This is a genomic window from Pseudomonas sp. NPDC079086, assembly GCF_044542155.1.
Taxonomy (GTDB): Bacteria; Pseudomonadota; Gammaproteobacteria; order Pseudomonadales; family Pseudomonadaceae; genus Aquipseudomonas.
Window position 1 is genome coordinate 52,654 of the sequence record NZ_JBITTY010000002.1, and the last position, 16,451, is coordinate 69,104.

Here is a 16,451-nt window from a genome sequence, read left to right on the forward strand (position 1 = left end):
CCTATAAGAAAAAAATCTTATGCAGTCTGAGAAAAGCAGCACATTGTTTTCATCTAGAAGCCGTGCATTTTGTGCTCTTGAGTGGCGTGCGTGGTTAAAGCAGATGGTCAGATGCAAATAGGGGCGGGATCTTTCTGGTGTGGTGGGCGACGTGGGTCAGGGTGACAGTTTTTTGTCGTTTTTGTTTTTGAGTGTGACGTCGTTGTAATCAGCCAGTGGTTTTGTTCTCTCCTTGAAAGGTATTCCGACCTTTTTTGGCATACGTGTCGGCGGTGGTCGGCAGTTGTAGTGAGGATGGAATCATGGCTACTTTAATTGGTGTCGTCAGCCAAGTTATCGGCGAAGTCTATGCAGTAGCTGGCGACGGAACGCGTCGGCCGCTCAGTGAAGGCGATCGAGTTTTTGCAGGGGAACAAATCGTTACTGGCGCCGCTGGGGCCATTGCGGTTGCCATGGAAAATGGACAGCAACTCACTCTAGGTCGCGACAGCAGCCTGAATCTCAACGAGCAAATGCTCGCAGACAGTTCTAACCAACAAGTACCCACCGCTGAAACGCCTCCAGCAGCGCCGAGTGATGGTGACTTGACTGATGTTGAAAAATTGCAGGCCGCCATTGAGGCCGGCGTTGACCCGACGCTTGAGGGCGAAGCAACCGCAGCTGGCCCAGGTGCAGGGGGCGCAGGTGGTGCTGGTGGTGTGGGCGGCGGCCACTCGTTTGTACTGCTAGGTGAAACCGGCGGCGCGCTTGATCCGATCATTGGTTTCCCAACTGAAGGCCTGAACACCGGGCCAGAGTTTCCAGATCCTGAGCCGGTGGCTGCTGATGGTGTGCCGGATTCTTCGCCCGTAATTGAAATCATCTACTTCGATCAGGAAGGCTCTGTTGTTACGGGCCCAGGCATCGTCGAGGAAGCGGCGCTCAATCCCGATGCGGTAACCAATCTTGATGGCCAGGCAGGTTCGAATCCCGGCAGCAACGCGGAGAATGTCTCCGGTTCCTTGATCATCAACTCACCTGACGGTATCTCGGCTATCCAGGTGCTAGATAAGGATGGGGTGTGGATCAACGTACAGGGCGGTGGTGTGGTTCAGGGCGTTTATGGGCAGTTGGTGTTTGATGCTGCCGGCAACTGGACATACACCCTAGCCGACAACACGCTCAATCATTCCAACCCCGATGCGGTTGGGGCTGATGATCAGTTGCTCGACCCGTTCTTTGTTCGTGTGTTCGATGGCGATGGCGATGTGTCGCCAACTGTTCCGTTGACGATTGCCGTATATGACGATGGCCCCAGCATCCTGCGGTTTGATATTTCCGAGCAGAGTGGGTTGCTGGTGGTTGACGAGTCAGTTGGCACTGGAGGCTCAACTAAGGATGAGTCAGGCCAAGCCCAAAATAACGATGAAACCAGTTATGCCGGTAGCGAAGCAGGCGTTATTGGCTACGCCAGCTTCAATTTGGAAAGTATTTTCTCACTGGCTGTTGATCCCGGTGCCGATGGTGAGAACCTCGAAGCCAGAGCATTCTCGCTAACCCTGTCAGAAAGTGGAGCCGACTCGGGCCTTACAGCCACCGCGGGCGGCCCTATCTTGCTCTCGTTTGTCGGAGGAAGTGGCGCCGATGCGGGAGACATTCTTGGGATTGCCGACGGCGGCCTGGTGGTATTCCGGATCAGCATCAATTCAAGTACTGGAGCTGTTTCTGTCACCCAATATGCTGCTGTTGATCATGGCAATGACGGTAATAACCACGACAGCATGGCCGTTATTGGCGAAGGTTTAGTCGGGGTGACTGTCAAGATTTATGACAATGACGGGGATTCGGCAACCTCTGAGTCTGTTGAACTGGGTTCACGCATTGGCTTTGAGGATGATGGTCCAGAGGCCTGCATCTACCTCAAAGGCCCATGGGCGCAGGTAGTCCATGATGAAAGCGCAGGCCTACAGAACTTCCTAACATCTTGGTGGAAACCCGGCGACTGGGATAACGATGTCAGCTCAGCGTCAGCTTTTAATGATATTGCCGACAAGGGCACTGACATTGACCCTGCCGGATTTGCCCGGAGCCTAACGCCTATAGTCGGGACGTTCGGTAGCAGCTATGGGTCCGATGGCATGGGAAGTACCGTGCTCAGTTTGGAGTTGACTGGTGCCCAAGGAAGCGACTCCGGCCTAAAAACTACTGATGGCACGTCGATCAATCTTTACCTCGAAAACGGCCTGGTTGTAGGCCGTGTCGCGACTGGTGATTTTGCTGGCCAGGCGGCCTTTGCCGTGGCAATTGGTGGTGATGGCTCAATCAGTATTGTTCAGTACATGTCGCTGGAACATCCTGTCGGTGGCAGTAGTTACGATGAAGCTGTCACCCTGGCCGGTAAGGTCAAAGCAGTGGTCACGATCACTGACGGTGACGGCGATGTTGCGGTGGACAAAGTCAGCATTGGCCATGTGATTGGTTTTGAAGATGATGGCCCAGTTGCCAATATCAACGCCGTGCAGGGCGTGAGTGTCGTGCATGACGAGTCGCATGGTCTGCAGAATTCCAGCGCAACACCTGCCTCTCCCGAAGATGCCAATGATAATGACATCAACGGTATTTCCAGCCTGTTCAACAGCGTTGCCAACAGGGGAGGAGACCTTTCCCCGAAAGGCTATGCACAAAGTAATGGGCCGTTGGTCACTACAGCAGGCAGCAGTTACGGACAGGACCAGGAAGGCGCTACCTCGAAGCTGAGCCTGGCCGTCGTGGGCGGCAATGGGGCTGACTCGGGCCTCACAACTACCGCTGGATTCGCCATAAAGCTTTATGTGGAAAACAACTTGGTTGTAGGTCGCATCGTTGGCGGGCCGGATGCCGGCAAGGCGGCATTTGCCGTTGCTATTGGTTCAGATGGCACGGTCAGCGTGGCGCAGTATGTGTCGCTGGAACATCCGGTTGGTGGTAGCAGCTATGACGAGGCAGTAAGCCTGGCTGGCAAGGTACAGGCTGTGCTGACTGTGACTGATGGTGATGGCGATGTTGCGGTCGACAAGGTCAATATCGGCAGCTCGATCCGCTTCGAGGACGACGGCCCCACCGCGTGCATCCACCTTAAAGGTCCGTGGGCTGATGTGACCCATGACGAGACGTCCGGTTTGCAGAATTTCTGGCATACCTGGGCTCTGGGCGATATTACCGATAATGATGTGGCGTACTTATCGGTATTTGATGGCGTTGCCAACAAGGGGGCGGACATCAGCCCAACTGGTTTTGCCAAGAGCGCAACTCCTGTAGTGACCACTCTGGGCAGCAGCTATGGCGAGGACGAAGAGGGTGCAACTACCCAGCTCAGCCTGGCTGTAAAAAACGGCAATGGTGATGATTCTGGCTTGCGTACCACCGATGGTCACAGCATCACCCTGCATCTTGAAGGTGCATTGATAGTTGGCCGCATTGTGGGCGGGGCAGATGCCGGCAAAGCTGCATTTGCAATTGCTATCGGTACCGACGGCTCGCTGAGCTTGGCCCAGTATGTTTCGTTAGAGCACCCAATTGGCGGTAGTAGCTACGATGAGGCAGTCAATCTTGCAGGCAAAATTCAGGCGGTTGTGACTGTCACCGATGGCGACGGCGATGTGGCGGTCGATAAGGTCGATATTGGCAGCGTGATCCGCTTTGAGGATGACGGCCCCACCGCGAACATCAGTTTGGTGAGAAATGCTGGGGTTACTCACGATGAGTCTTCAGGGCTGCAAAATGCAGTCGCAACTCCACTCATTCCGGGGGATGCCAATGACAATGACGTGGCCGATCTGTCAGCACTCTTCGCTGCGGTCGGTACACCGGGTAACGATCTTGATCCGGTAGGCTACGCGCAAAGCAGTGGTGCGGTCGTCAGTGTTGCGGGTAGCAGTGTTGGGCAAGATGAAGAGGGCGCAACAACAGTTCTGAGCCTGGCCTTGCAGGGCAGCAGTGGTATGGACTCAGGGCTGAAAACTACCGACGGCTTCACTATCCGTCTGCATGTCGAGGGCGATCTGGTCGTCGGCCGTGTCGATGGCGGTACCGATAATGGCAAGGCAGCATTTGCCGTAGCCATTGGCAGTGACGGCACGCTGAGTGTTGCGCAGTACATCTCCCTTCAACATCCGGATGGCAGTAACGCAGACGAGTCGCTGAGCCTCAGTGGCAAAGTCAAAGCGGTGCTGACGATTACCGACGGCGATGGTGATGTGGCAGTCGACAACGTTGATATCGGTCATGTGATTCGCTTTGAAGATGATGCGCCGACTGCCGGGCAGGTAACTGCAGCGCTAGTTTTGGATGACGAAGGCCTCTCTGGCGGTATCAATGGCGGCCCGGGCGATGTTGCAGGCGCTGCTACCAGCACCAGTGGTAATTTGGCATTTGATGCCGGGGCAGACGGTCTCAAATCCATCGCGCTTAGCGGCCCGCTGAGCTTGGGGTCGGAGGCTGTGACATCCCATTGGGATGCGCTTTCCAATACCTTGACCATCAGTTCTGGTCGTGGTGCTTTGCTGACGGTGGTACTCACGGACCCTGCCAGCGGTGCCTACACCATCAACCTGTTGCAACCGTTGATGCACCCGGTTAGTGGCACCGAAGACGATATCACCCTGAACATCGGTTACACGGTAACTGATGGTGATAACGACGCGGCCACGGGCTCATTGGTCGTGACGATTGATGACGATACTCCGACCATTCAGGCCGGGAATATTGGCGTGACATCCTTTGTCACCTTCCAGGGTACCGATGCCGGTTTTGGCAACGCGTATGGCTACTACAACAAGGCGCCAGATGGTTCACCAGTAGACGGTAAAGTGATCTGGGCCAATGTGCATGCCCAGTCCGTTGGTGATGTGGGTGATCTCAGTGGCTTGGACCCTGCCAATACCGGCTTCTTTATCATCCCTAACGGCGGAGCCAATGCCGCTCTGGCTAATGGCTCGGTAGTGACCTTTGAATTTGTCGCCGGCCAGTGGCAGGCGCAGCTGGGTGGTGTGCCACTAGTAGGCGCCGACGGCGCCAATGTGCTGTTCAGTGATGCCAGCCTGAACCCTGGTGGCTCGCATTTGCAGGACACCGGCAGCGCTGGCAATCAGAACTGGGAGGACAAAACACTCACATCGGATTACGACTACAACGATGTCAGCACCAATGTCACCTGGGGCTCAGCATTGCAGGTCGATGAATCGGCCTTCCATATTGATGCCACGGCTAACTTCAGCGGGGTGTTCAATGTACAGCCAGGCGCTGATGGTCAGCAAAGCCTGACCTATAACCTGAGCGTACAAGGGGCAAACTCAGGCTTGGTCGATACCGAAACCAACGAGGCAGTGCTCCTTAGCTTGAATGCAGGGGTCATTGAAGGCCGCACCTCTGGCACGAACCAGTTGGTATTTACCTTAAGTGTTGATTCGGCAGGCACTGTCACTCTGGATCAGATTCGCGCGATTGTTCACCCGACCGGTGACCCAGATGAGGCCAAGTTCCTTGGCGCGGGACATGTCAGCTTGAATGCCGTCGTGACTGATGGTGATGGCGACCAGGCCAGTGCCAGCCTTGATATTGGTACGGTCATTAGCTTCAAAGATGACGGCCCAAGTGTGCTACCCAATGCTCTGGTACAGCTTGACGACGATGCCCTTGCCAATGGCATTCCGGGCGGCATAGGTGATAACGACGATGCTGTGGAAATCAGCGGTAACCTGGGGCTGAACTTTGGTGCAGACGGTGCCGGTAATGTGCAGTGGCTTACCAGTGGTGCACCGGCAGACTTCACATACGCGTCAGGGCCTGGCGGTTCTCTATTGATCAGTCAGGGCGCAACCCTTGTTCTGACAGTGACATTGAACAGTGCGAGCGGTGCTTACACTGTTACTCAGAACGCGCCAATCCTGCATGCTGATGCTGATCAGGAAAACAATCAGGCCTTCATTCTCAATTATCGGGTTACCGATAAAGATGGAGATACAGCCGACGGGACCTTGGCCATCAATGTTGATGACGATACCCCTGAGGCACAGGACGACGTGGCCTATGTCAGCACTGGTCAGACCCAGAACATCAACATGGTGTTCGTCCTCGATTTTAGCGGCAGCATTGATAATGCCGAGCTAAATCTGATGCTCGATGCTGTACGCACAGCCGGGCAGACGCTGTTCAATAATGCCGCCGGTGCAGTGCAGATTCAGATTGTGGCTTTTTCGAACGATTCGATCGGCTACCCGGTAACCAGCGACATCACTGCGTTCACTAATTTGGTGAACTCCCTCAACCCGTTGGAGCCAGGTGGGGTTCGGCCTCTAGACAGTACTACTGACTTCACCGATGCGATCCAGCAGACCATGGTTTCCTATGCGCCACAGCCAGGCTGGAACAATCAGGTTGTGTTTATCAGCGATGGCAACCCCAACGAGCAGACAGGCACAGGAGGTCACTCGCTGACTGACGCAACTGCGGCGGCCTGGAATACCTTTGTCGACACTAACGGGATCACTGTCACTACAGTAGGTGTAGGCAACGGCATCATTGATCAGCGCCTAGAAGACGTTGATATGGATGCCGGGCCGAACAACGACCCGCTGCGAGCAGATGACTTTGACGACCTAGTCGATACGCTGCTGGATAACGTGGTTGGCGGTCTGGTCAATGGCAATGTGCTGCATGGTAGCGACGGTGTCGATAACGGTGGCACTGGTGACGATGATGGCTATGGCGCTGACGGCCCAGGCCGGATTATGTCCATCGAGATCAATGGCACCACCTACACCTGGGATGGTGTACTCGATGGCGACCAGGTACTAAGCGACATCCCTACCACCCATGGCGGTAAATTGGACTTCAACTTCGCCACCGGAGCATGGACTTATCGGGCTCCAAGTAGTGGCGGTGGCGACCAGGTCGAGACCTTCAACTACGTCATCATTGATAACGATGGTGATCCGTCTCAAGCAACGCTCACGGTATACGTGGATGACATCAGTCCTGTCATCGCTAAGGTTGATGAAGATGAACTGCCTGGAGGTATCACCGATAGCGATGGAGAAACCACCATCGCAACAGGTAGCCTCAGCAGTTTGGTGGTCGGGCCGTCTACCGGCGTACAGTTCAGTTTGTCCGGCAATACCAGCGGTTTAGCTGGCGCTTCATCTGGCGGTACGCCTCTGGTGTATAGCGTGGTCGGCGATACCCTGAGCGCCAAGGCGGGTGCGGTTACCGTATTCACTTTACAAGTGGAAAGTGACGGCGATTACACCTTTACCCTGCTCAAGCCACTGGATCATTCGCTAGGCAACGGCGATGACGACGAACTGCTGGTGATGGACTTCGCCAGTATTCTGCAGGCCAGTAATGGGGTCGATCCTGTGTCACTGGCAGGCAGCTTCCTGGTGCAGATCGAGGACGATGTGCCGACCGTCAGTGCCAATGCGCCTGTGCAATTGGACGATGACGCTCTGGCGGGTGGCATAGCTGGTGGGCCAGCTGGTACCGATGATGCCGATTCGGTGAACGCCGGAGGCACCTTGAATCACAACTTTGGTGCCGACGGTGCCGGTACGGTGAAATGGCTGGACTCGGGAGCACCGGGCGGCTTCACCTATCAGGCAAGCCCGGATGGTTCGCAACTGCTGGTCAAACAGGGCGGAACCACCGTGCTGACGTTGACGCTGAACACCGCTACCGGTGTTTACAACGTCACTCAGAACGCACCGATCCAGCATGCCAATGCCGATTTGGAAAACAACCAGGCCTTCACTCTGAGCTATCAGGTAACCGACAAGGACGGCGACAAGGCAACTGGCACACTGTCAGTCAATGTCGATGACGACACGCCGCAGGCCAAAAATGACACTGCTCATGTTGCCGAAGCCAGTGGTTCGGATTTCAACGTGGCCTTTGTTCTCGACTCCAGCGGCAGTATCAGTAACAGCGAATTCAGCACCATGATGAACGCTGTAAAAGCGGCAGGGCAGGCGCTTTATGCAGGTACAGAGGGGGATGTGAAAGTTACTGTTGTGGCGTTCTCGTCGACCTCTTTGTCTTATCCGTCGGCCACTACCCTAGAGTCTTTCAATGCCCTGATTGACAGCATCATTGCCAATCGGCCGTTCAATGGGCAGACCGACTTTACTGATGCCATTGAGGAAACCATGGCGGCCTACAGCCCAATTTCCGGCTGGAGCAATCAGGTGTTCTTTATCAGCGACGGTAATCCAAACCAGCAAACTGGCCCAGGAAATACCTCACTGACCACAACTACAGCGACTGCATGGAATAATTTTGTCGATAACAACGGCATCAATGTAACCACCATTGGCGTCGGTGACGGTATCAATGCGGACCGGTTGCAGGATGTAGACGTCGACGGCAGTGGTTCGCCGATTCTGGTCGCTAACTTCGATGGTTTGATTGATACCCTGCTAGACCAGATCAGTGGTGGGGTGGTAAGTGGCAATGTGCTGCTGGGTAGTGACAACGCTGTAGGCGGTGGCGACGATGATGCATTCGGTGCTGATGGTCCTGGGTATGTTCAGTCCATTGTCATCAATGGCGTGACGTATACCTGGAACGGTGCTGGCACGATAAATGTCAGCAGTGGCGGCACCATTGCCGGAAATCAGCTGACTGATGTTTCTACAGGGCTTACGGGCAAACTTAGCTTTAACTTTGCCTCAGGGGCTTGGAGTTATACCGCCCCGCAGAATGTGCTCGCCGACACCAGCGAAAGTTTTGGCTACACCATCGTCGACAAGGATGGCGACCCATCTAGTGCTTCTCTGACCGTCAATATTGAAGATGCTTCTCCGGTTATTGGGCGGGTGGACGAGGACGAGCTACCTGGCGGCATCACCGATGGTGACAGTGTCAATACAGTTGCCACCGGCAGTCTGGTTGATTTGCTGGTGGGTACCAATAGTGGGCAGTTCAACTTGAACACGTCGCCAGCGATTATGCCGACGATAACCTCAGGCGGTGTAGCGGTTACTTACAGTTTCTCCGGAGACACGCTTACCGCCAAAGCTGGCATTACCGATGTATTCACCCTCAAAGTGCTGACCGATGGCACTTATACTTTCACGCTGCTGGGTCCGCTGGACCACCCTAGTGCAGGCACTAACGACAACGAAATCCTTACGCTCAACCTGACTAATGCCATCAAGGCTAGCAATGGTGTTAATCCCTTGCCGATCGCCGGCGATCTGTTGATCCAGGTTGAAGACGATGTGCCGATTGCATTCACCCCGGTTACGGCGCTGCTGGTTGATCAGGTCAGTGAAACCCGCTCCATCATCGCCGATCTGCGTTTCGAGGCTTCGGCGGGTGCTGATGGCCCAGATGAGGTGAACTTCTCTATCGTTCAGGGTGCTGCTGCTCGTGATACAAGCGGTAATCTGTTGAGCCTCAACGGTCAACAGTTGTACCTGTTCTATGGCAGTGACCAGTCCATTATCGAAGCTAAGACCAGCGCTAATGGAACTCTCGGTTATCGCATTGATATGGATGCCTCGACCGATAGCTACACGCTGACCACCTATGGACCGATTGCCAACGGCTCAGAGGTTTCCGCCACGAATCTGACCGGTGTTGGTGGTGGTAACTCAGCCTTCAAAGGGCTGATCGACATGGGCGGGACAACGTTCGATGCTTTGTTGTCGAGCACCTCGGGGCAAAGCATCAATTCCAACAGCACCGAAATTGGCATTAGCGATGGCAACAGCATCAAGAATGGTGAGCAGTTGCGTATCGATCTGGTCAACGGCCTGGCAACAGGAGGTGCCAATGGTACCGGCTTCACCTACACCAGCCACAACACCACCAATCGCTTTGCCCAGAAAGTTGCATGGGTTAGCCCTAGCGGAGCAGGGACCGCAACATTCGTGATCGCAGTGCTGTTGGCCGACAATGACTACAACTTTATCGGCGATGCTTCAGGTGAAACCACTCGTAACCTGTCTACCAGCAATATCCGCGTTTACGCCATTGAGGGCGGTGTAGAGGTGGACAAAACCAGCGAGGTTGGCCTCACTGATTTGGGGAATTCGATTCGTGTGACCGGGATGGAGGAAGGGTGGTGGTACGAAGTCAGCTCCACCAATAACTTCAGCGCCGTGCAGATCAGTGGTGGTAGCGGTCAAACCTTCAAATTAGGCTTGTTCGAATATGAGCAGGCAAGCACCGGACAGCCCATTAGCCTTTCTCACAATATCGTAGGTATTGATGGTGACGGGGACAGTGTAAGTAGCGTGTTGAGCGCTATGTTGGTTCCTGATTCGCTGTCGGTGGATGGTACTGCCGGCGTAGATAATCTGGTTGGTACCGCTGGAGTTGATTACCTCTTCGGCCTTGGTGGCAACGACACGCTCAGTGGTTTGGCTGGCAACGATGTGCTGTCTGGTGGCGATGGTAATGACATCCTCATCGGTGGATTGGGCAACGATATCCTCTCCGGTGGGGCGGGTGCGGATACTTTCCGCTGGCTATCGACTGATACCACGGGGGCAGACAAGGTGCTCGATTTCAAACCTGATGAGGGAGACAAGTTGGATCTCACCCAGTTGCTTATTGATGAGTCTTACAATGCCGGATCGCTAGATGATTTCCTTAGCTTCTCGGTGGTCGATAACAGCACCATTATTGCGGTTAGCCCTACGGCAGGCGGAGCTGCAACCACAACCATTGAGTTGACTGGCTTTAATGTAGCTGTCGAGTACGGAGTGACTCCTGGTGGTGGTGGCATCATTTCTGGAGGTGCTGATACAGCCACAGTCATCAACGGGTTGTTGGGAGATAACGCCTTGCAGGTAGTGTGATGCTAGATTGATAGCCAATCTAAAGCCCGCAATCCTAACCAGATTGCGGGCTTTTTCTTACTTGGTTTATTTAACGCTCACTTGGATGGCGGCTATGTTGCGATTACAGCTTTTGCAGATATGCCACCACATCTGGCGCACCCGCTAAACGAAGGCCTTCACCCAAGGCTGTAGCCTCGGTTGAATGCTTGGGTAGCAGGAGAAATTCAGGTGAGCTTGGGCCGCCCAACAAGGATAAGCGCGCATAGGGCAGGCCGTTATCCAACAACAGCGCCATAAACGCCGGGTCGCTCCAGGCAGCATTGGGCATGCCAAGCACGTGGTAGTGCTGCTGCAGGTTGCAGAGGCCTTGTTCGCTCAAGCGGTAATGGCTGAGTTCCGCTGGTAGGTTGACCTCCAACTCGCGCCTGCGGGCGTAGGCAATGGCACAGGCAAAGGCTTCGCTGTGATGCTCGCCGGCCCAGAATACGCGCTCGCCACGCCAGCTGGCTTGACGTAGGATGATGCGTTCGCCCGCGAGAAAGCGCGGCAACGCCAGGCTGATAGCTTTGACGAAATCCTTGTAGCTGATGATGCGTACCTGGCGGCAGGGCTCGCTGGCGGCGAATACCTCGAAGCTGGTGTGGCTTGCCTGTTGAGGGTTGCAGGTCGAAAGGCCGTCAATCATGCGCAGATCGAACGAAGTCAGCTGCTGCTCTTGCGCGTCGACCACCCGCACCAGCATGGCGTGGGCTTGCGCCTTGTCTTCCTGGACTGGGCCGGAGAGTGCGCTGCGCGGCAGGTCTATCAGGCGGTGTAGCTGAGGACCGTCTTGCCAGCAGATGCTTTCACGCAGTTGCGGCAAAGGGCTGAAGGGCAGGCGAAGCTGGCTCGCGCGCTCGAGTATCTGGCGTTGCCCACGGCCAATAAGGCCTAGCCGTTGCGCTAAGGCACCGAGGCGTGAGCTGAGGGTGGAAGGCTGCTCAGACAGACTCATGGCCAGGTACGAACTCCAAAATCACCATTGCCAGTTTGGCAGAGCCCGCGCGGCCCTGCACAGGCTTTATCGGCTGTGCCGGCAGGTTTTTTATGGCCTGCCATCCCTGGTGGCCACCCTTCGGGCCGTCGTTGCGCGACGTTAAAAATGGCTCCCAGCCATTTTTTGCCGGGCATATGCGCCGCGTATGGCAAGATTGATGCAGTCAGTTGCAAAGGTGCCTCCATGCCCAGTCTGGTGTTTGATATTGCGTTATCGGCCGAGCGCTTGCGTGTGGTTTATCAAGGGCGTGCCAACCGGATATTAGTGCAAAGTCGCGATGGGCGGAGTGTCAGCGTGCCGGCTCACCATTTTCGGCCATTTCTGACTCATGAAGGTGTCTATGGTTCCTTCGCGCTTGAGTTCAGTGCGGCCGGTGAGTTGCTCAGCTTGCGCCGCTTGAGCTGATAGCGCCGTGCGCCTCGCCTATCAGGCGCGCAGCCGGCTATAATCGCGGCCTTTGTAACTTTATCGAGCTAAGCCTGCCCATGTATACCCTGGCCCGCGAGCTGCTGTTCAAACTTTCCCCTGAAGCCTCTCATGAACTGTCCATCGATTTGATCGGTGCCGGCGGTCGTCTGGGGCTGAACGGTTTACTGACCAAGAACCCGGCCGTGCTGCCGGTCAAGGTGATGGGGCTGGAGTTTCCTAACCCGGTTGGGTTGGCTGCCGGTTTGGACAAGAACGGCGACGCCATCGATGGTTTTGCTCAGCTGGGCTTCGGTTTTGTGGAAATTGGCACCGTGACGCCGCGTCCGCAGCCGGGCAACCCCAAGCCTCGGCTGTTCCGCCTGCCTGAAGCCGAGGCGATCATCAATCGCATGGGTTTCAATAACCATGGCGTTGATCACCTGCTGGCTCGCGTGCAGGCGGCCAAATTCAAAGGCGTGCTGGGCATCAACATCGGCAAGAACTTCGATACCCCGGTCGAGAACGCAGTGGATGATTACCTGCTGTGCCTGGATAAGGTCTATCAGCACGCCAGCTACGTCACCGTAAACGTCAGCTCGCCGAACACCCCAGGGTTGCGCAGCCTGCAGTTTGGCGACTCGCTCAAGCAATTGCTCGAAGCCCTGCGTAAGCGTCAGGAAAATCTGGCCGCGCAGTACGGTAAGCGTGTGCCGCTGGCGATCAAGATCGCGCCGGATATGAGCGATGAGGAAACCATCGAAGTTGCCAATGCGCTGGTTGAAGCCGGCATGGATGCGGTGATTGCCACCAACACCACGCTGGGCCGCGAAGGTGTTCATGGTCTGGAGTGTGCTGATGAGGCGGGCGGATTGTCCGGTGCGCCGGTGCGTGAGAAGAGCACGCACATCGTTCAGGTGCTGGCGGGCGAGCTGAAAGGCCGTTTGCCGATCATCGCCGTAGGCGGCATTACCGAAGGCAAGCATGCGGCTGAGAAGATCGCCGCCGGCGCCAGCCTGGTACAGATTTATTCCGGGTTTATCTACAAGGGACCTGCATTGATTCGCGAAGCGGTCGATGCCATTGCGGCGCTGCCGAGCAAATCGTAGGCAATAAAAAATAGCTGGGAGCCATTTTTAACGTCGCGCAGCGATGGACCCGAGGGTGTAGCCATGGATGGCAGGCAATAAAAAGGGCTCCCTAAAGGAGCCCCTGGGCTCGCGCCCGCCGCTCGGATGGAGCGCGCATGGTGAGTCGGTAGGTTCCTGAATCAGCCGACAGCGTGAAGTTCGTTGAGTCGATGGATGCCGGCGGTGCCGGTCATGCCGTCCCAATTGTCACCGCGGCCTTCGCGCCAGCCGTTTAACCAAGCTTGGCGAACAGAGGGGAGGGTGAAGGGGCAGAGTTCGCGGGATTTACCACTGATGCCGTATTGATAGCCGCGCAAAAAAGCTCTTTCTAATGGATCACGCTTAAGTCTTCTCATAGGGTGAAGCCCTCAATGTTGACTGTTATGTCCCTTAGACCTTGTAGCAAGGTCAGGCAGAAACGTTCTGCCTACGGAGTCCGCTGCCGGCGTCGCGAGCCTCCTTGCCAAGCATCGTTGCGATGTTGGCCTGAGATGATTTCTAACCAAAGCGCGGGTGCCTGTGAATGACCGTTTCGTCATAAGGCCGTAACCTTTTTGAGGGTCAGGCCATAAGGCGTTGTGGTAGGTGCCGGTATTTATCGCTGTAGCACCTATGCTGTGGGCGTCTGTGCAGGGTGTGCTGGTGTTTTGCTATCGCGAATGAATTGCGATTGAGATTATTGTTTATTCCGACGAAGGGTCGCGCTGCGACGCTTTGTCACTTATTTTGGCCGTGCTGATTTGTCTGCGCGCCGTTGATTGCCTTAGGCACTGGAAACTCCCATGTCGGATCGTTACGAACTCTTCCTCACTTGCCCCAAGGGCCTTGAAGGCTTGCTGCTCGAAGAAGCCAGCAGCCTCGGCCTTGAAGATGCGCGTGAGCACACCTCGGCCATTCGTGGCATGGCCGACATGGAAACTGCCTATCGCCTTTGTCTGTGGTCGCGTCTGGCCAACCGCGTGCTGTTGGTGCTCAAGCGCTACAGCGTGCAAGACGCGCAGAGTCTCTACGAGGGTGTGCTGGAGGTTGACTGGTTCGAGCATCTGGAATCCACCGGCAGTTTGGCCGTGGAATTCAGCGGTAATGGCTCGGGCATCGACAACACCCATTTCGGCGCGTTGAAGGTCAAGGATGCCATCGTCGACAAGCTGCGCTTGAAAGACGGTACGCGGCCATCAGTCGACAAGCTCAACCCGGATCTGCGCATTCATCTGCGCCTGGATCGCGGCGAGGCGATTCTTTCCCTCGACCTGTCCGGCCATAGCCTGCACCAGCGCGGTTATCGCCTGCAGCAGGGCGCTGCGCCGCTGAAGGAAAACCTCGCCGCTGCGGTATTGATTCGCGCCGGTTGGCCACGTATTGCAGCCGAAGGTGGCGCACTGGCTGACCCGATGTGCGGTGTCGGTACATTCTTGGTCGAGGCGGCAATGATCGCCGCCGACATCGCGCCGAATATGACCCGTGAGCAATGGGGCTTCAGCAAATGGCTGGGCCACGTGCCGGCTTTGTGGAAGAAAGTGCATGCCGAAGCCGAAGAGCGTGCAGCAGCAGGTATGGCCAAACCTCCGCTGTGGATTCGCGGCTATGAAGCCGACCCACGGCTGATTCAGCCGGCGCGTAATAACATCGAGCGCGCTGGCATGAGCGATTGGATCAAGGTCTATCAGGGCGAAGTAGCGACCTTCGAGCCACGTCCGGATCAGAACCAGAAAGGCCTGGTGATCTGTAACCCGCCTTACGGCGAGCGTCTGGGCGATGAAGCGAGCCTGCTGTACCTCTACCAGAATCTCGGCGAACGCCTGCGTCAAGCCTGCATGGGCTGGGAGGCGGCGGTATTTACCGGCGCGCCGGACCTGGGCAAGCGCATGGGTATCCGCAGCCACAAGCAGTACGCCTTCTGGAACGGCGCGCTGCCGTGCAAGCTGCTGCTGATCAAGGTTCTGCCCGAGCAGTTTGTTACCGGCGAGCGCCGCACGCCCGAGCAGCGTGAACGCGAGCGCGAACAGGCCGAGGCGGACAAATCCCCGCTTGAGCCGCTAGAGCGTCAGTACAACAAGAACGGTAATCCGATTAAGCCAGCTCCTGCACCTGCTCCGGTGGTCGAGCTGGCACGCTTGAGTGAGGGCGGGCAAATGTTTGCCAACCGCCTACAGAAGAACCTCAAACAGCTGGGCAAGTGGGTGCGCAAGGAAGACGTGCAGTGCTACCGCCTGTACGACGCCGATATGCCGGAATATTCCATGGCAGTGGATCTGTATGGTGATTGGGTGCATGTGCAGGAATATGCCGCGCCCAAGTCCATTGATCCGGAGAAAGCCAAGGCCCGCATGTTTGATGCCATCGCCGCGATTCCGCAGGCGCTGGGCGTCGATAAGAGCAAAGTGGTAATCAAGCGTCGCGAGCGCCAGAGCGGTACCAAGCAGTACCAGCGTCAGGCGACTCAGGGCCAGTTTATGGAAGTCAGCGAGGGCGGCGTAAAGCTGCTGGTCAACCTCACCGATTACCTGGATACCGGGCTGTTTCTTGACCATCGTCCGCTGCGTCTGCGTATTCAGAAAGAGGCCGCCGGCAAGCGCTTCCTCAACCTGTTCTGCTATACCGCCACTGCAACCGTGCATGCGGCCAAGGGCGGCGCGCGCACCACCACCAGCGTCGACCTGTCGAAGACTTACCTCGACTGGGCGCGACGCAACTTGTCGCTCAATGGCTATTCGGACAAGAACAAGCTGGAACAGGCCGATGTGATGACCTGGTTGGCTGAGGACCGTGGCGAGTACGAGCTGATCTTTATCGATCCGCCGACCTTCTCCAACTCCAAGCGCATGGAAGGCATCTTCGACATCCAGCGTGACCACGTGCAGATGCTCGACCTGGCCATGGCGCGTCTAGCACCGAGTGGCGTGCTGTATTTCTCCAACAACTTCCGCAAGTTTGAGCTCGATGAGAGCCTGGCGGCGCGTTATCAGGTTGAGGAAATCAGCGCCTCGACCCTCGATCAGGACTTTGCCCGCAACCCGAAAATTCACCGCGCCTGGCGGATTAGCCTGCGCGGCTGATGAGCTTGCGCGCCTGCCTGCG

At 56.1% G+C, this 16,451-nt stretch carries 6 protein-coding genes; 4 read left to right on the forward strand and 2 right to left on the reverse strand.

Annotated features, from left to right (window positions below; all coding sequences use genetic code 11):
* The first annotated feature begins 302 nt into the window (after positions 1 to 302).
* Entirely contained in the window at positions 303 to 10,820 is a 10,518-nt protein-coding gene (locus ACIGEK_RS09835; protein WP_397493163.1) for a retention module-containing protein, read from the forward strand.
* 103 nt (positions 10,821 to 10,923) lie between these two features.
* Here the strand turns inward: ACIGEK_RS09835 and ACIGEK_RS09840 are convergent, their stop codons facing one another.
* The gene (locus ACIGEK_RS09840) at positions 10,924 to 11,796 is read right to left on the reverse strand and encodes a DUF6685 family protein (protein WP_397493164.1); all 873 of its coding nucleotides are present in this window, start codon (positions 11,794 to 11,796) and stop codon (positions 10,924 to 10,926) included.
* A 225-nt stretch (positions 11,797 to 12,021) separates the two neighbouring features.
* On the opposite strand from ACIGEK_RS09840, the gene ACIGEK_RS09845 reads away from it, so the two are divergent.
* Entirely contained in the window at positions 12,022 to 12,243 is a 222-nt protein-coding gene (locus ACIGEK_RS09845; RefSeq protein ID WP_397493165.1) for a DUF2835 domain-containing protein, read from the forward strand.
* 80 nt (positions 12,244 to 12,323) lie between these two features.
* Positions 12,324 to 13,352 carry a quinone-dependent dihydroorotate dehydrogenase gene (locus ACIGEK_RS09850; protein ID WP_397493166.1) on the forward strand — a complete coding sequence of 343 codons (1,029 nt, stop codon included), beginning with the start codon at positions 12,324 to 12,326 and terminating at the stop codon, positions 13,350 to 13,352.
* 161 nt (positions 13,353 to 13,513) lie between these two features.
* On the opposite strand, the gene rmf is transcribed toward ACIGEK_RS09850, so the two are convergent.
* Positions 13,514 to 13,729 carry a ribosome modulation factor gene (gene rmf / locus ACIGEK_RS09855; protein WP_090255928.1) on the reverse strand — a complete coding sequence of 72 codons (216 nt, stop codon included), beginning with the start codon at positions 13,727 to 13,729 and terminating at the stop codon, positions 13,514 to 13,516.
* 426 nt (positions 13,730 to 14,155) lie between these two features.
* On the opposite strand from rmf, the gene rlmKL reads away from it, so the two are divergent.
* Positions 14,156 to 16,429, forward strand: a complete 2,274-nt coding sequence (rlmKL, locus tag ACIGEK_RS09860) for a bifunctional 23S rRNA (guanine(2069)-N(7))-methyltransferase RlmK/23S rRNA (guanine(2445)-N(2))-methyltransferase RlmL (RefSeq protein ID WP_397493167.1) — start codon at positions 14,156 to 14,158, stop codon at positions 16,427 to 16,429.
* The last annotated feature ends 22 nt before the right edge of the window (positions 16,430 to 16,451 follow it).